This is a genomic window from Vibrio sp. 10N.261.51.A3 (assembly GCF_041471965.1).
In the GTDB taxonomy this organism is placed as follows: domain Bacteria; phylum Pseudomonadota; class Gammaproteobacteria; order Enterobacterales; family Vibrionaceae; genus Vibrio; species Vibrio crassostreae_C.
The window spans coordinates 37,550-54,665 of the sequence record NZ_JBFRPK010000033.1 but is presented as its reverse complement, the minus strand read 5'-3'; the positions used below and the strand labels follow the sequence as shown (position 1 = coordinate 54,665).

Sequence of the window (17,116 nt, the reverse complement as noted above, 5' to 3'; positions counted from 1 at the left end):
AAGTAATAACTAGAAACAATATTTGCGGATCGACTTACTCAGAACATCAATCGTTGGATCGATAAAATCGAAGCTTAGGAACTCATCTGGTTGGTGAGCTTGGTCGATTGAGCCTGGACCCAGCACTAAGGTTGGGCAAAGTTCTTGAAGGAAAGGTGCTTCTGTACAGTAGTTCACGGTTTGTGATTCAGTTTCGCAAACTGATTCCATGCCACCGATAAATGGATGGTCATGTTGGCACTCGTAACCCGGGATAGGTTCGTGCAGTGGCGTAATCTCAATTCTGCCCGGCCATTTTGCTTCTACTTCTTTGAGTGCGCTGCGCAGCATGTTATCCAAACCATCTAAGCTGATACCCGGTAAAGGACGCACATCATAGTGCAGCTCACAGCAACCACAGATACGGTTGGCACTGTCGCCACCGTGGATATGGCCAAGGTTTAGAGTGGGGCTTGGAATTGCGAAACCCGGGTGGTGATACTCTTTGACTAGCTTGTCACGCAGTTGCATTAAAGCGAACAACACTTCATGCATGATCTCGATGGCGTTGACACCTAATGCAGGATCAGAAGAGTGACCTGATTTACCCGTAACTCGCACAGCGTTAGCAACATGGCCTTTATGGCCACGAATCGGCACAAGGCTGGTTGGCTCACCAATAATGCAGTAATCCGGTTTAAACGGTGCATTTTCAGTGAAATGACGCGCACCCAGCATGGTGGTCTCTTCGTCACAGGTTGCCAATACATATAGCGGCTTGGTCTGTTTGCTCCAATCCATCTTCTTTGCCGCTTCATAAACGAAAGCGAAAAAGCCTTTCATATCGGCTGTGCCTAATCCATAGAAGCGATTGTTGTGTTCTGTTAGTGCGTGAGGGTCGAAGTTCCAACGTCCTTCATCAAATGGCACTGTGTCGCTGTGTCCTGCGAGTAGCAAGCCACCTTCGCCCGATCCCATCTTAGCGACCATATTATGCTTGCCGGGTTCGACTTCCACGACTTCAACGCTAAAGCCTACGTCTTTAAACCATTGAGCCATTTTTTCGATCACTTTCTCGTTGCCATGATCCCAGCTTGGATCGGTCGAGCTAATAGAGTCTGTGGAAATTAGGCCTTTGTAGACCTCAAGAAAACTCGGTAATTGCATAATAACTTCACTTCTACTATTGACAGGAAAACCATAAGTCGGTAAAACACATATTAAATCATATTTAATGCATAAGAAATCAAATAAAGCTAAAAATTAAGTATGAATAGTCAAATTTGAAATGTAACTTACCTCAAAAATGGATGTGTTGAGATGTTGAAAACCACGATCATTGGCGCAAGCGGCTACACAGGAGCAGAACTGGCTCTAATGATAAACAGACACCCTGAGCTCACGCTATCAGGTTTATATGTCTCAGCCAATAGTGTAGACGCAGGTAAACCTATTGCGGCACTGCACGGTAAGTTAGCTGGTTTGATTGATATGCCAGTACAACCTTTAACAAATCCGGAAGAAGTAGCTAAACAGTCTGATGTGATTTTCTTAGCAACGGCACACGAGGTTAGTCACGACCTAGCGCCAATCTTTCTAGAGAACGATTGCCAAGTCTTCGACCTATCGGGAGCATTCAGAGTTAAAGGCGAAAACTTCTATCAAGAGTTTTACGGTTTTGAACATCAACACGAACAATGGCTAGACAAAGCGGCTTACGGTTTAGCGGAATGGAACGAACAAGAAATTAAAGAAGCTCAGCTTGTCGCTGTCGCGGGTTGTTACCCAACGGCATCACAACTGGCGATTAAACCTTTGGTTGAGGCCAAGTTACTGGATGAAAACCAATGGCCAGTGATTAACGCGACTAGCGGTGTGACTGGTGCAGGCCGCAAGGCGACGATGGTTAACAGCTTCTGCGAAGTAAGCCTGCAAGCTTATGGCGTCTTCAATCACCGTCATCAACCTGAAATGGCTGCACATTTAGGATGTGATGTGATTTTCACTCCACACCTCGGCAACTTTAAGCGCGGTATTTTAGCGACCATCACCATGAAACTGGCTGAAGGCGTGACAGAACAACAGATACAAGATGCCTTTGAACAAGCTTACCAAGGTAAACCAGCAGTGAGACTACTCGAAGAGACACTGCCAAGAATTCAAGATGTAGAACAGACACCTTTCTGCGACTTAGGTTGGAAGGTTCAAGGTCAACACATCATCGTTGTTTCAGCGATTGATAACTTATTAAAGGGTGCATCTAGCCAAGCGATGCAGTGTTTAAATTTACGTTATGGTTTTGCGCCATTAACTGCGTTAGTGTAAGGAAATCTAGATATGAGCCTTAATAATCAACCATTAATCATAAAGTTAGGTGGCGCAGCGCTATCTTGTGGTGAAACACTTAGCAAGTTATTTGGTGCTATCTCTGCTTACCAACAACAGGCACAACGACCAATCGTGATTGTTCACGGTGGCGGTTACCTTGTTGATGATTTGATGAATAAGTTGAATCTAGAAACCGTTAAGAAAGAAGGGCTACGTGTTACTCCTTATGATCAGATCCCTGTGATCGCTGGTGCACTAGCGGGCACGGCCAACAAACTACTTCAAGGTCAGGCAATTAAAGACGGTATCAATGCCGTTGGTTTAAGCCTAGCAGACGGTGGTTTATGCAAAGTGAGCGAACTGAACCCTGAACTGGGCGCGGTAGGAAAAGCGGAGCCGGGCGACTCAACCGTTCTGCAAGCGATTCTTAATGCGGGCGCACTGCCAATCATTAGCTCAATTGGTCTTACTGAGCAAGGTCAACTGATGAACGTCAATGCCGACCAAGCTGCGGTTGCCGTTGCGGGCGCACTTGATGCTGAACTGGTACTGCTTTCTGATGTAAGTGGTGTGTTGGATGGCAAAGGCCACCTCATTCCAAGTCTTAATCAACAGCAAGCCGATGACCTTATTGCCGGCAAAGTGATTACCGACGGCATGATCGTTAAGGTTCAAGCTGCACTAGAAGCCGCTAACGACCTTGGACGACCAATCGAAGTTGCCACTTGGCGATACCCAGAAAAGCTAACACAACTGTTTTCAGGTAAAAGCATAGGAACACAGTTTTTACCTCAGTAGGTCTCACAACGAGTCACTACTTAAAGAATTTAGACAAATTAAATAAACATATAATTATGAAGTCATTTCCAACGCTGACCGCCATGTGCAGTATGGAAACTAGGAGAAAGAAAATGAGCAAAGTTAACGTAAAGAAAGTTGTAGTAGCCTACTCTGGCGGTCTAGACACATCAGTAATCATTCCATGGTTGAAAGAGAACTATGACTGTGAAGTGGTTGCGTTTGTTGCGGATGTTGGTCAAGGCGACGAAGAGTTGATTGGTATCGAAGAGAAAGCAAAAGCTTCTGGTGCATCTGAGTGTTACATCGCAGACCTTAAAGAAGAGATGGTTGCTGACTACATCTACCCAACGCTGAAAACGGGCGCTTACTACGAAGGTAAATACCTACTAGGTACGTCGATGGCGCGTCCAATCATCGCGAAAGCACAGGTTGAAGTCGCACGTAAAGTAGGTGCAGACGCACTGTGTCACGGCTGTACTGGTAAAGGTAATGACCAAGTTCGTTTTGAAGGCGCATTTGCTGCACTAGCACCTGATCTACACGTAATTGCACCATGGCGTGAATGGGATCTAGTGAGTCGTGAAGAGTGTCTAGATTACCTGGCTGAGCGTAACATCCCTTGTACGGCTTCTCTTACTAAGATTTACTCGCGTGATGCAAACGCATGGCACATCTCAACAGAAGGCGGCGTTCTAGAAAACACATGGAATGCACCTAACGAAGATTGCTGGGCTTGGACTGTAGACCCTGAGCAAGCGCCAAACGAATCTGAAACAGTGACGCTTAAAGTTGAAAAAGGCGAAGTGGTTGCGGTTGATGGCGAAACAATGACGCCATACAACGCACTGGTTTACCTAAACGAGAAAGGTGCTAAGCACGGTGTTGGTCGTATCGATATCGTAGAGAACCGTCTTGTTGGCATGAAGTCTCGTGGTTGTTACGAAACTCCGGGTGGCACAATCATGATGGAAGCACTGCGTGCAGTAGAGCAACTGGTTCTTGATAAAGCGGCATTCGAATTCCGTGAAGAGCTCGGTGTTAAGGCTTCTCACCTTGTATACGATGGTCGTTGGTTCACTCCACTATGTAAGTCAATCCTTGCCGCGACAGAAGAGCTAGCACAAGACGTGAATGGTGAAGTGGTTATCAAGCTTTACAAAGGCCATGCAACGGTGACTCAGAAGCGTTCTGACAACAGCCTGTACTCAGAAGAGTTTGCAACCTTTGGTGAAGATGAAGTTTACGACCAAAGCCATGCTGAAGGCTTCATCCGTCTTTACTCGCTATCAAGCCGTATCCGTGCTTTGAATAGCCAAAAGTAATCCTAACAATGAGTTAGTGAGCTAGCCTTTGATGAAAGATTGAAGGTTAGTAAACAGACATTATTATGCAAAGCCCATTCACTATTGATTAGTGAGTGGGCTTTTTACTTTCTATTTGCCTAATAAATCAGCTTCGGTTTTTCCTATCGGATGGCATATAATTCGCGCTCCACGCTAAAAATAATCAATGGATTGAACTGTTGGTGAATAAATATGTGAAAATAATGAATTAATACTTTATTTTCATTTTGAATTGCCGTAAGTTTAAACCATCAGAAAAATACTGAATCTTAATCAGAATTATCATTTGCAAAAACAGTGAGCACTGTGCAATTAGGAGATACACAATGGCATTATGGGGCGGTAGATTTACCCAAGCAGCAGACACCCGGTTCAAAGATTTTAACGATTCTCTTCGTTTTGATTACCGATTGGCTGAGCAAGACATTGTGGGCTCAATTGCCTGGTCTAAAGCTCTACTGTCGGTCAACGTATTAACAGAAGAAGAGCAACAGAAGCTTGAGTTAGCGCTGAATGAGCTAAAACTTGAGGTGATGGAAGATCCTGAACAGATTCTACGTTCTGATGCAGAAGATATTCACAGCTGGGTTGAGCAGCAACTTATCGGCAAAGTCGGTGACTTGGGCAAAAAACTTCACACTGGCCGTTCTCGTAACGACCAAGTGGCGACAGACCTGAAACTATGGTGTCGTCAGCAAGGTAACCAACTGCTACTGGCATTGGATCGCCTACAAAGCCAAATGGTGAACGTTGCTTCTCAGCATCAAGAAACCGTGCTTCCTGGCTACACTCACTTACAACGTGCTCAGCCGGTAACTTTTGCTCACTGGTGCTTGGCTTACGTTGAAATGCTTGAGCGTGATTATTCACGTTTGAATGATGCGATTAAGCGTCTAGACACATGTCCGCTGGGTTCTGGTGCCCTTGCTGGAACAGCTTACCCGATGGACCGTGAAGAGTTAGCTCACAACTTAGGTTTCCGTCGTGCAACGCGCAACTCTCTAGATTCAGTATCTGACCGTGACCATGTGATGGAGCTGATGTCGATCGCTTCTATCTCTATGCTTCACCTTTCTCGTCTTGCAGAAGATATGATTTTCTACAATTCAGGTGAATCAAACTTCATCGAGTTAGCAGATACCGTGACGTCAGGTTCATCTCTGATGCCACAAAAGAAAAACCCGGATGCGCTAGAACTTATCCGTGGCAAAACGGGCCGTGTTTACGGTTCATTAGCTGCAATGATGATGACAGTAAAAGCTCTGCCTTTGGCGTACAACAAAGACATGCAAGAAGATAAAGAAGGTCTGTTCGACGCTTTAGATACTTGGAATGACTGTATGGAAATGGCTGCACTTTGTTTTGACGGCATTAAAGTGAACGGCGAACGTACACTTGAAGCTGCGAAGCAAGGTTATGCAAACTCTACTGAATTGGCTGATTACCTAGTAGCGAAAGGCATTCCTTTCCGTGAAGCTCACCATATTGTGGGTGTGACGGTAGTAGCGGCGATTGCTAAAGGTTGTGCACTGGAAGAATTAACCATCGCAGAGATGAAAGAGTTCTCTGAGGTGATTGAAGAGGATGTGTACGACATCCTGACCATTGAATCGTGTCTTGAAAAACGTAGCGCACTAGGTGGTGTATCACCACAACAAGTGGCTTACGCGGTTGACCAAGCTGAGAAACGTTTATCACAGCGTGACACTTCCATCGTCAAGGTTCGTCCTGCTCGTCTGACTGATATTGAAGCGCTGGAAGGCATGGTCGCTTACTGGGCGAACATGGGTGAAAACCTGCCTCGTTCTCGTAATGAACTGGTGCGTGATATTGGCTCGTTTGCGGTCGCAGAGCATCATGGTGAGGTGACAGGTTGTGCATCACTCTATGTGTATGACTCTGGCTTAGCGGAGATTCGTTCACTCGGTGTTGAGGCTGGCTGGCAAGGTCAAGGGCAGGGTACCGCGATTGTGCAGCACTTGGTTGAGAAAGCGCGACAAATGGCCATCAAGAAGGTGTTTGTGCTGACTCGTACTCCAGAGTTCTTTATGAAGCATGATTTCTTACCAACATCGAAATCTCTGCTGCCTGAGAAGGTACTGAAAGATTGTGACCAGTGTCCTCGTCAACATGCGTGTGATGAAGTGGCATTGGAAGTGAACTTGGTAGAGCAGATAATTGCTAAGGTTAATGTTGCATAAGGCATTGATTTTATAGCTCCTAAAAAAAAGATCAAAAATCTGATCTTTTTTGGGAACAAACTAAGAAAAGCCCGGTCTATTAAAGTACCACTGCTTTTTCTTAGAATTTTCTAAGAAAGCCCTAGAATCGATTGGTTCTGGGGCTTTTTTCTATCTGCTGTTCGGGAAATGACAATAGCTCGAAAATTATGATGAATTATCGGATTGTTTAGCCCTGTCTCTAATCACTACTCTTTATCCAATAAAGACTTCCAGCTAACGTTTTTTGCCCTTTAACGGTAGCACCACAAACTTCATGACCCAATGCAACGACAGCAAGCCACTGAACGCGAAAGCGGCCATCATCAACGCGATGGCATTGATGGTTTTTGGGTCTTCTCTGAAAAACAGCTACCATACTCCCCAACTCAAAATCGACAACACCATCAGCTGATTCATGCAACGCTGGCAGCGACCGAGTTTGTTACGGATTTTTTCACTTTTATTGCAATGAATGCATGTCATCTTGGGTTTGATTCGCGTTATGCTTGTTGCCCTGATAATAACACGTCACAAGATATTGGATCACGGTGACACAGAGAGAGAAAGTCGATGATTGAGCGCCAAGAAACCAAGCAACGTATGAGCCGTATTGTTAAACACAACGGTACTATCTACCTATGTGGCCAAGTTTGTGCTGATGCAACTAAAGACATCACTGAACAAACTCAAACCATGTTAGATAAAGTAGAAGCGCTACTTGAGCAAGCAGGCAGCGACAAAGAGCACATGCTGTCAGCAACGATTTACTTGAAAGACATGAAAGACTTCCAAGAAATGAATGCAGTGTGGGATGCATGGTTACCAGAAGGTCACGCTCCAGCTCGCGCATGTGTGACTGGCGACATGGCTCGCGAAGCGCTATTGGTTGAGATCTCTGTGATTGCTGCTGAGAAGTAATTGCTTAAAGCTTTTAGTGACGCAATGGCTTCAAGAGATTCCAGATACCTCGTCCCTCGGTTCTGGAATGACGAGTTTAGTTTTGGTTTAGCTGATGCGTCACTTTGATTTTCTTCAGTTTAGACGCGTTTTGAAAAGCACCGTTATTCTGGTTAGCTTCGCCTAGACGTGTATGAAAATTGCTGTCATTCCCGAGAGCGACGAAGGAGCGTAATCGGGAATCTATAGTTTACTCGTTGCCAAAAACAAAAAGGAAAGCCAATGGCTTTCCTTTTTAGTATCTAACGTTTGTTAACTGCTAATTGACTGGCGCTAGTCTGAGATTAACAGCCCGGGCCACAATCCAGACAGTGTTTCACCATCTCTGGACCTAGGTGCAGTTTCGCATTCAGGTCACGTAGCGCTGTTCGTACACCCTCTTCGATTACTGGGTGGTAGAACGGCATGTCTAGCATCTCAGAAACCGTCATCTTGTTCTGGTGTGCCCATGCTAATAAGTGAGCCAAGTGTTCTGCGTTTGGTCCCATCATCTCAGCACCAAGGAAGCGGCCTGTGCCTTGCTCGCCGTATACGTGCAGAATACCTTTGTTGCGAAGCATCACTCGTGAACGACCTTGGTTTTCGAAAGACACTTCACCCGTTGCGAAACAGCCACATGTGCCTAAGCGTGTGGTGATCTCTTTGTAGGTTTCACCAACCATCGCGATTTGCGGGTCAGAGAATACTGCCGAGATTTTAGAGCGGCGTAGGCCTGCACGAATCTCTGGGAAGCGACCTGCATTGTCACCCGCAATACGAGCTTGGTCTGCTGCTTCATGCAGTAGAGGCAGTTGGTTACTCGCATCACCAGCGATAAATATTGATGGTAGTGATGTTTGTAGCGTGTAGTGGTCTGCGATTGGCACACCACGTTCATCAAGCTCTAGAGAGGTATTCTCTAAGCCAAGCTTGTCAGTGTTAGGGCGACGACCTGTTGCTGCTAGTACGTATTCAACGACGTTAGTTTCTAATTCACCTTGTTTATTGATGAACTGGATTTCGACACGTGGCTCACCCGATTCAGTGGTAATGCGCTTCATGCTTTCGATTTTCACGTCGGCATCGAGATAGAACTCTTCATTGAAAGCTTTATCTGCATAAGCCATGATCTCTGGATCAGTTACTGGGCCAACTTGACCACCCAAACCGAACAGTTTGGTCTTCACACCTAAGCGGTGCAGTGACTGACCAAGCTCAAGACCAATAACACCAGGGCCAAATACCGCAACCGATTCTGGTAAATCATCCCAGCTGAACACGTCGTCGTTAATGATCAGGCGATCGCCAAGCTCATTCCAAACGGCAGGGTATGCAGGGCGAGAACCGGTCGCGATAACAATACGCTTAGCGGTGACAACCGTGTGGTCATCAATTTGTAGTGTGTTGTCATCTAAGAACTTTGCGTAGCCAGAGATCTTGTCTTGCTCTGGGATTTCATCAACACCTTCTAAAACAAAACCAACAAAACGGTTACGCTCAAACTTCACTCGCTCCATCACTTCACGGCCGTTAATCACGATATCACCTTGTGGGTGAACGCCAAAAGCCGGAGCTTTCTCGATTTGGTGTACGCTTTCCGCAGCTGCAATAAGCAGTTTAGATGGCATACAACCAACACGAGCACAGGTTGTACCGTAAGGGCCACCTTCAATCATCACGACACTGTCAGTGTGTGCTTTTGCAGCGCGGTAAGAACCTAAACCTGCCGTACCGCCCCCGATAACTGCTACATCTACATTGACTTGTTTCATAATAATTTTCTCGCAATGGCTAAATTTGGTTTTAACGAACCCCTCCAACTCTGATGATTTTTTGAGAGTCAGGATTGCGGGTCAGTTTTGTGATTCTGTTTTATTAGGTTTAGCTTGTGACTCTGCTTTTATTGCTAACTATAGGTTAGTAAAAGACAGGCGAGTCACCAGCTATATTCTTTTTCCCAAAACTCAGATAAGAGTGTTTGGAATAGCTAACCCACAAGAGGGTGGGTTAGCTGATACTTCTAAGCCTATATCGGCGATGAAGCGATTAGCCTAGGAAAGTTTCTAGTTCTTCACTACCACCGATGTGTTTGCCACCGATGAATACTTGAGGAACGGTAGTGCGACCAGAGATTGCACGTAGGCTTACTGTTGTTGCATCTTTACCTAGAACCACTTCTTCGTAGTTCAGACCTTTGTCGATTAGGTTCTGTTTTGCTTTCATACAGAAAGGACAGCCTGGCTTAGTGAATACTGTGATTGACTCTTGCTCTTTGTGCTCAGGAGCAAGGTAGTTCAGCATAGTGTCTGCATCAGAAACCTTGAACGGGTCGCCTGGTACGTCTTCTTCGATGAACATTTTTTCTACCACGCCGTTTTTAACCAGCATGCTGTAGCGCCATGAACGTTTGCCGAAGCCGATGTCGTTTTTCTCAACTAGCATACCCATGCCGTCTGTGAAATCACCGTTACCATCTGGGATGAATGTGATGTTTTCCGCTTCTTGGTCTGCTTTCCATGCGTTCATTACGAACGTGTCGTTTACAGAAACACAAAGGATGTCATCCACACCGTTTTCTTTGAATACAGAGTGTAGTTCGTTGTAACGAGGTAGGTGGCTTGAAGAACATGTTGGAGTAAACGCACCTGGTAGGCTGAATACGATAACTGTCTTGTCTTTGAAAAGCTCTTCTGTCGTTACGTTAACCCATGCATCGCCTTGGCGAGTTGGGAATGTTACTTGAGGGATTGATTGACCTTCTTTAGATGCAAACATATTGATTTCCTTAAATAGTATTTTTAATTTTGTTCTATTAGAGCTTAACGTTTTTCGTTGCTCTGTTTCGTTTTGTTGAGCCCATTATTAGATAAATTCTTTGATAGCTCTAATCGTTTGATGTTATGGTTTTGATAGGTAAATTCTATCAAGAGCATTTTTCTTTTAAATGTTTCTATGAAACCCCTCGTTCTTATTAAAACCTGAGGTAAGAGACTGATCATGAATATTCGTGACTTTGAATACTTGGTGGCGCTCGCAGAGCATAAACACTTCCGAAAAGCGGCAGAAGCGTGCTTTGTCAGTCAGCCGACACTAAGCGGTCAAATACGCAAACTCGAAGATGAAATTGGACTTCAGTTAACCGAGCGTAGTCCAAGGAAGGTAATATTTACAGAATCAGGGTTACAACTTGTTGAACAAGCCAAGCGTATTCTCAATGAAGTGAAAACTTTTAAAGATATGGCGAGTGGACACGGTGAAGCGATGACGGGGCCAATGCACATTGGTTTTATTCCAACCGTGGGTCCTTACATCTTGCCTAAGATTGTTCCTCATCTTAAAGAGAGCTTCCCAGATCTTGAGCTTTACCTGCATGAAGCTCAGACCCATCAGTTAGTGAGCCAACTTGAAGATGGCAAGCTTGATTGCTTAGTACTGGCTGCGGTTGATGAAACGGCGGTGTTCAAAGAGATCGATGTGTATGACGAGCCGTTAAGTGTTGCCGTTCCATGTGACCACGAGTGGGCTCAGCAAGACACTGTCGATATGCTGCAGCTAAATGGACAAACCGTACTGGCGCTAGGTGACGGTCACTGTTTGAGAGACCAAGCCTTGGGTTTCTGTTTTGCTGCTGGTGCCAAAGATGACGAGCGCTTTAAGGCAACCAGCTTAGAAACGCTCCGTAACATGGTCGCGGCGGGGGCGGGGATTACCTTGCTTCCTCAGCTATCGGTGCCGAAAGAGAAGCAGAAAGACGGTGTGTGTTACGTACCTGCTGTGAATCCAACACCTTCACGTCGCATTGTTGTTGCCTACCGTCCGGGCTCTCCATTGAAGGGACGTTTCGAGCAATTGGCTGAGACGATTCGAACTCAACTGGAGAAGACGGCTTAGCGCTTGAATTTAGAGCCTAGTCTGGTCAGATATAGATATAAAAAAAGGGTTGATATGAATGCATATCAACCCTTTTTGTTGGTTCATGTTACTAGGTTCTACAAACCTTAGTTAGAACAGTTCTTCTACTGCTTCACCTGATGAGGTTGAGTAGATGTCATCATTGAAACGTTCAGTGATGTACTCGGTTGGCTCTGTGCCTTTCTCGAAGTACTCGAACATTGATGAGCTATCGAACTTGTTGGTCAGTAAGCCAGTTTCACGGTCGATACGAACACGGACGATGTTCTCAGGAATCTCTTTACGCTCAGCAGGAACACCCGCTAACGCCGTACCCATGAAATCAACCCATGCAGGTTCTGCTGTTTTCGCGCCAGCTTCTGCACCCGTAATTTGGTTCTTACCAAGATTTGAGTTCGCTTTGGTTCTGCCTAGGTTGCGGTTGTGGTTATCAAAACCAACCCATACCGTTGCAACCATGCCAGGGCCGTAACCGCTGTACCAAGTATCTTTCGAATCGTTGGTGGTACCCGTTTTTCCGCCAATGTCACGACGCTTCAACGGCTGTGCACGCCAACCTGTACCGTTCCAACCCGTACCTGCGCTCCAATCACCGCCACCCCAGATGTTGCTGTACATCATTTCACGAACAAGGAATGCGTTCTGTTCAGAGATAACTTGAGGTGCGTATTGTACTTTGGCATCCACATCTTGCTCTGCAAACTCATCAGCCATTGGGTCTGAGGTCATTTGCTGTTGGCAATCGTCTTTACAAACCACTTTTGGTGTCGCTTCAAATTCAGTCTCACCAAATGGTGTCTCAATGCGGCTGATGTAGAAAGGTTCAACGTAGTAGCCGCCATTAGCGAATACTGAGTAACCTTGAGCTACTTTCATTGGCGTTAAGCTACCCGCACCCAGAGCAATGGTTTCAGAGCGCGGAACTTCATCAATATCAAAGCCAAATCGAGTTAGGTAGTTACGAGTATCATCTAGACCTACTTCGCGCAGTACACGTACCGCCATTACGTTTTTAGACTGAGCTAAGCCAATACGTAAACGAGTTGGACCCACGTAAGTCGGTGGCGAGTTCTTTGGTCGCCATGCGGTACCTTGGCTCTTATCCCATTGGTTAATCGGTGCATCGTTGATCAGTGAGGCTAGCGTTAAGCCTTTCTCAATCGCTGCTGAGTAGATAAAGGGTTTGATACCAGAACCCACCTGACGAATAGATTGCGTTGCACGGTTGAACTTGTTGTGGACAAAGTTAAAGCCACCGACCATCGACAATACCGCGCCGTTGTTCGGGTTCATTGCAACAAATGCTGTGTTCGCTTTCGGTACTTGGCTTAGTCGCCATACAATCGGTGTTTCTGATTCTGCAGTCGCTGACTCTTCTGTCGGCTCTTCAGAGACTTCATCGCCGGTAACGGCTTCATGGCGAACCCAGATTTGTTCACCAACCGCCAGAATTTCTTTCGCTTGAGAAGGCGCTGGTCCTTGGCGGTTATCCGTTAGGAATTTACGCGCCCAGTTCATGCCTTGCCATTCGATAGTGCCTTCACCTTGGTTCTTAACCCAAATTTGAGCACTTTTCGAATCAACCGCGGTAACAACAGCAGGGACTAGGTCACCATAGGTTGGTTGAGACTTAAGGTGTTTAACGATTTGTTCTTGATCCCACGCTGATTGCGCAGTCTGCCACAATACTTTTTCAGCACCACGGTAGCCGTGACGCTCATCGTAGCCAAGTAGGTTCTTAATTGCGGCTTGGTTCGCTGCTTTTTGCAGTTTCGAATCAACGGTCGTGTAGACCTTCATGCCTGATGTATAAGCTTCTTCACCATAGCGTTCCACCATCCAAGCACGTGCAACTTCAGCAACATATGGCGCGCTCAGTTCGATCTCTGCACCGTGGTATTTCGAGATAAGCTCTTCGCTACGAGCGTCATCGAACTCTGCTTGAGTGATGTATTTCTCGTCTAACATACGACGCAATACAACGTTACGACGGTTAGTCGCGCGCTCAACAGAGTAAATAGGGTTCATTGTCGAAGGTGCTTTTGGCATACCCGCAAGGGTCGCAATTTCACTCAGCGTGAGATCAGGAAGATCTTTACCGAAGTAAACACGTGCTGCCGCGCCAAAACCATACGAACGGTGACCAAGGAAGATCTTGTTGACGTAAAGCTCCATGATCTCTTCTTTACTAAGAAGTTGCTCAATGTGGATCGCAATGAAGATCTCTTTGATCTTACGCATGATCTTTTTCTCATTAGATAAGAAGAAGTTACGCGCGAGCTGCTGAGTAATGGTACTAGCACCTTGTTTGGCTGAACCCGACATTGCAACCACGAGTGCTGCACGTGTGATACCGATTGGGTCAATACCTGGGTGTTCATAGAAACGGCTATCTTCGGTGGCAATCAGAGCCTCAACTAAGTGGCGAGGAATCTCGTCATAAGTGACTGGATTACGACGCTTTTCACCAAATTGAGAGATCAGCTTACCGTCTTGACTGAAGACTTGCATCGGCGTTTGGAGTTCTACGTCGCGCAAAGTGGCAACATCAGGCAACTCTGGTTTTACGTAAAAATAAAACCCGAAAATTGTACTGACTCCAAGAATCATGCAAATCAATGTAAATATGAATAATCGCTTTATGAACTTCACCGGATAATCCCTGATTAGTTAAGGCTGATAAGCAGCAAACCCTTGTACTCTAGGCTAAAAACTTAGCTTTCGTTTATTAACGCTTATTTAACTAATAATCACAACCCCTAGATAATCAACGAAATGCTTGGCACTTCAGGAGCTAGGTCACATGGGTTCATCATTAATTACAGGTATAGATATAAATCATCACAGCATCAAAGCCGTGGTACTAAAACCCGTGGGGGAGTTGTATGCCCTAGTGGGATACAAAGAGCTGCCGATTTCGGACGACATTTTTACAGCTAACCATACTTTGGAGTATCAGAAAACTGTTAAGAAACTTAAAGAACTTAGGAAAGGACTGCCTTTTGGCTGTCGCAACGTCGCCATTTCGGTACCTGATAACACGGTGATCAGCAAAGTACTGCAAATAGAGAGTGAGTTAGAAGACAGAGAAAAAGAGTTTTCTATCTATCAAACCTTCGCCCATCAATCTCCCTTTCCTATCGAGGAGCTGAGTTTAGATTTTGTAAAGCTGGAAGACAAACGATTTGGTAAAGGTTCGACAAGCAGTTATCAGGTATACGCCACTCGTAAAGAAGTTGTGGATAGCCGAGCGGATGCATTAACCAAGGCTGGCTTCAAACCTGTGGTGGTGGATACACAGGCGCATGGGCTACTTAATATCTGGCAATTGGCCTCGCGCCTGTATCCCGATAAGAAAAACTGGTTGCTAGTGGATGTTGGAATCGACCAAACCTCGCTAGGGGTTATCCCGCAGAATTCGGCGCCTTTCTATAAAGACATCGCCTTTGGCACTCAAGATCTTCGCAGCTCAGATGACCCGAGTGATATCGAGAGCGTGTTCGGTACTATGGAAGAGACACATCAATTCATTGTTAACCTGATTGAGAAGCTCAAGCGTCAATTGCAGCTCTATTCATCGGGAAATGCGCAGCAACCTATCTCAGGGATTTGGTTGATGGGCGAGGGCGCCAGCATCCCTATGGTAACCGAAGAGCTAGAACGCCATTTTCAGTTGAGCTGCGAGTCATTGAATCCTTTGTCTTTATTTGAGAATAAGGTCGCCAAGAGACGCCGACTGCCGATTGACTGGCAACACTTTGGTATCGCGGCGGGTATGGCGATGAGTGGGCTCAAGTGGCAGGGAGAGAAGCATGTTGCATCAAATTAACCTGCTGCCGTGGCGTGATGAGATTCGTGCTCAGCACAAGAAGCGTTTTATCCATCTGGTCATTCTTGGCGTCATCATTGCGCTTGGTGGGCAATGGGCGGTTGGTCACTATTTTCACGACCAACAAGCCAAGCAGCAAGCGCGCCTTAATTATCTCAATCAATACATCGCTGAGCTTGATCGACAAATTCAGTCACTGAAAGTCGCAGAGCAAGAACACAAAGCCATTCTGACTCGACTTGATGTGGTTGAGTCGCTGCAGCTTGGCCGTAATAAGACCACCGACTTCATGAACTTGATGCCGGAGCTGATTCCAGAGGGGGTCTATGTCGACAAGATAAAGATGAATGGTCAGGAGATTGAAATGTCGGGCATCAGCGACAGCACTGCTCGTCTCGCCACCATGTTGGACAACCTCGAACGTTCAGATTCTTTGAAAGGGGTCGAGATGCACTCTATCGTTCATAACCGCAAGCGCTTCAATAAAGAGTTTCAGACCTTCAAGGTCTCTTTTGTGTTTAGCCCTGTGTCTTTAGAAAACACAACCGCGAGCAGAAAAGATAAGGGGGCGCATCATGGCTAACCTTCAAAATAGGATTAGTAGGCAAAACAGGATGAGCTTGCAAGATCTCGATGTTGATGAGATCACCGAATGGCCATTGCTGCCTCAGCTTCTCGTGATTCTGGTGTTGATAGTGTTAATCCAAGGTGTAGGCACTTGGCTTTATGTGTTGCCACTCGACGATGAACTGCAACAGATGAAGCAACAAGAACAAACCTTAAAGACGACCTTGCGAATAAAGGCCAACAAGGTTGCAGCCTTGCCTAAATTGCAGAGTCAGCTGGATGAACTAACCAGTCGCTACGATTATCTATTAGAGCAGCTGCCCGTTCAAAAGGAGTTAGCGAGCATGTTGGCCTCCGTGAATGAGCTCGGCTTGGATAACTCGCTGACCTTCACACGAATCGATTGGGGGCAAAAGCAGAATAAGGAGTTTCTCTATCGATTGCCTCTCAATATAGAGCTGACAGGTGACTATCACGAGATTGGTGACTTCTCTGCTGCCATCGCCAAGCTGCCGCGTATTATTAGCTTTGATGATGTGAATTGGCAGCGAGTCAGTCAAGAAAGTAGCACGCTGCACTTTAGGGTTCGAGCTTATACCTACCAGTTTAAATCGGAGGTTAATGATGAAACCCAATAGCGCGTTTTACTCAATCGTATTGATGCTTGCGTTGTCAGGCTGCAAAGCTAATCAAGACTCACTGCAAGATTTTGTGGCGCAGGTTGAAGCCAAGGCGAGAAAAGATGTCGAGCAACTTGTCCCAGCAACTGAATTCACGGCGGCGACTTATCAGCGCCGATCTTTGCGTCCTCCCTTTGAACTGCCTAAAGAAGCCATTGTGCAAAACCAACCCTTGGTTAAGAAAGACTGTTGGCAACCCAGCGCCCGTTCTCGTAATGGCAAGTTAGAGAAGTACCCGCTGAGTAAGCTTCGTTTAAGAGGCGTGATGGGCAGTGGCTCAAGCGTGTTTGGCTTAGTGCAAACACCCAAAGGCAACGTGGTAAACGTCAAGAAAGGCCAGTTTATCGGCCTAAACAATGGCCGAGTTACTAAGGTGACCAGCCAGTACGTTCAGATTAATGAAACTCTTCCAGATGGCTTAGGTTGTTGGCATAAGCGCAACGTTAGGCTGGCTCTGAAGTAAACCAATGTCACATGATGTGGATATGAGATGTAAATATGATTAAAGGAATAAGTGAG

At 45.9% G+C, this 17,116-nt stretch carries 15 protein-coding genes and 1 pseudogene; 10 read left to right on the top strand and 6 right to left on the bottom strand.

All coding sequences use genetic code 11. The features are described from left to right. Positions 1 to 9 precede the first annotated feature (9 nt). Complete coding sequence (argE, locus tag AB4371_RS09795) at positions 10 to 1,146, bottom strand: acetylornithine deacetylase (protein ID WP_009848891.1); 1,137 nt, start codon at positions 1,144 to 1,146, stop codon at positions 10 to 12. A 153-nt stretch (positions 1,147 to 1,299) separates the two neighbouring features. On the opposite strand from argE, the gene argC reads away from it, so the two are divergent. The 4 genes from argC (at position 1,300) to argH (ending at position 6,652) form a co-directional block, all read left to right on the top strand. Further along, positions 1,300 to 2,304, top strand: coding sequence for an N-acetyl-gamma-glutamyl-phosphate reductase (gene argC / locus AB4371_RS09790; RefSeq protein ID WP_017063685.1), 1,005 nt, complete (start codon positions 1,300 to 1,302; stop codon positions 2,302 to 2,304). A gap of 12 nt (positions 2,305 to 2,316) precedes the next feature. Continuing rightward, positions 2,317 to 3,105, top strand: coding sequence for an acetylglutamate kinase (argB, locus tag AB4371_RS09785; protein WP_017063686.1), 789 nt, complete (start codon positions 2,317 to 2,319; stop codon positions 3,103 to 3,105). Positions 3,106 to 3,218: 113 nt separating this feature from the next. Further along, complete coding sequence (locus AB4371_RS09780) at positions 3,219 to 4,430, top strand: argininosuccinate synthase (RefSeq protein ID WP_017061137.1); 1,212 nt, start codon at positions 3,219 to 3,221, stop codon at positions 4,428 to 4,430. 347 nt (positions 4,431 to 4,777) lie between these two features. Then, positions 4,778 to 6,652 carry an argininosuccinate lyase gene (gene argH, locus AB4371_RS09775; protein WP_017061136.1) on the top strand — a complete coding sequence of 625 codons (1,875 nt, stop codon included), beginning with the start codon at positions 4,778 to 4,780 and terminating at the stop codon, positions 6,650 to 6,652. Positions 6,653 to 6,907: 255 nt separating this feature from the next. Here argH and AB4371_RS09770 read toward each other — a convergent pair. Continuing rightward, a pseudogene (locus AB4371_RS09770) lies at positions 6,908 to 7,156 on the bottom strand (DUF3624 domain-containing protein). Positions 7,157 to 7,243: 87 nt separating this feature from the next. Between AB4371_RS09770 and AB4371_RS09765 the strand changes: the two are divergent. Beyond that, the gene (locus AB4371_RS09765; RefSeq protein WP_372149547.1) at positions 7,244 to 7,591 is read left to right on the top strand and encodes a RidA family protein; all 348 of its coding nucleotides are present in this window, start codon (positions 7,244 to 7,246) and stop codon (positions 7,589 to 7,591) included. Positions 7,592 to 7,914: 323 nt separating this feature from the next. Here AB4371_RS09765 and AB4371_RS09760 read toward each other — a convergent pair whose 3' ends face one another. The 3 genes from AB4371_RS09760 to AB4371_RS09750 form a co-directional block, all read right to left on the bottom strand. After that, positions 7,915 to 9,381: a dihydrolipoyl dehydrogenase gene (locus AB4371_RS09760; RefSeq protein ID WP_372149546.1), complete on the bottom strand. Its 1,467-nt coding sequence runs from the start codon at positions 9,379 to 9,381 to the stop codon at positions 7,915 to 7,917. Positions 9,382 to 9,655: 274 nt separating this feature from the next. Continuing rightward, entirely contained in the window at positions 9,656 to 10,384 is a 729-nt protein-coding gene (locus AB4371_RS09755; RefSeq protein WP_017061133.1) for a glutathione peroxidase, read from the bottom strand. A 44-nt stretch (positions 10,385 to 10,428) separates the two neighbouring features. Beyond that, positions 10,429 to 10,608: a hypothetical protein gene (locus tag AB4371_RS09750; protein WP_017068839.1), complete on the bottom strand. Its 180-nt coding sequence runs from the start codon at positions 10,606 to 10,608 to the stop codon at positions 10,429 to 10,431. Here AB4371_RS09750 and oxyR point away from each other — a divergent pair. Then, the gene (gene oxyR, locus AB4371_RS09745; protein WP_017061132.1) at positions 10,607 to 11,500 is read left to right on the top strand and encodes a DNA-binding transcriptional regulator OxyR; all 894 of its coding nucleotides are present in this window, start codon (positions 10,607 to 10,609) and stop codon (positions 11,498 to 11,500) included. The genes AB4371_RS09750 and oxyR overlap by 2 nt on opposite strands. Positions 11,501 to 11,611: 111 nt before the next feature. On the opposite strand, the gene AB4371_RS09740 is transcribed toward oxyR, so the two are convergent. Further along, positions 11,612 to 14,173 carry a penicillin-binding protein 1A gene (locus AB4371_RS09740; RefSeq protein ID WP_372149544.1) on the bottom strand — a complete coding sequence of 854 codons (2,562 nt, stop codon included), beginning with the start codon at positions 14,171 to 14,173 and terminating at the stop codon, positions 11,612 to 11,614. A gap of 151 nt (positions 14,174 to 14,324) precedes the next feature. On the opposite strand from AB4371_RS09740, the gene pilM reads away from it, so the two are divergent. Genes pilM through AB4371_RS09720 form a run of 4 tightly spaced genes read left to right on the top strand, consistent with a single transcriptional unit; the run spans position 14,325 to position 17,060 of the window. Next, positions 14,325 to 15,350: a type IV pilus assembly protein PilM gene (gene pilM, locus AB4371_RS09735; protein WP_017061130.1), complete on the top strand. Its 1,026-nt coding sequence runs from the start codon at positions 14,325 to 14,327 to the stop codon at positions 15,348 to 15,350. Further along, a complete protein-coding gene (locus tag AB4371_RS09730) occupies positions 15,334 to 15,933 on the top strand; it encodes a PilN domain-containing protein (RefSeq protein WP_372149542.1) in 600 nt (199 codons plus the stop codon). Before pilM ends, AB4371_RS09730 begins: the two co-directional genes overlap by 17 nt. Then, a complete protein-coding gene (locus tag AB4371_RS09725; RefSeq protein ID WP_017068838.1) occupies positions 15,926 to 16,555 on the top strand; it encodes a type 4a pilus biogenesis protein PilO in 630 nt (209 codons plus the stop codon). The genes AB4371_RS09730 and AB4371_RS09725 overlap by 8 nt, the downstream gene beginning before the upstream one ends. Then, positions 16,542 to 17,060 (top strand): pilus assembly protein PilP, encoded by a 519-nt coding sequence (locus AB4371_RS09720; RefSeq protein ID WP_017063694.1) that lies wholly within the window; start codon positions 16,542 to 16,544, stop codon positions 17,058 to 17,060. Before AB4371_RS09725 ends, AB4371_RS09720 begins: the two co-directional genes overlap by 14 nt. The last annotated feature ends 56 nt before the right edge of the window (positions 17,061 to 17,116 follow it).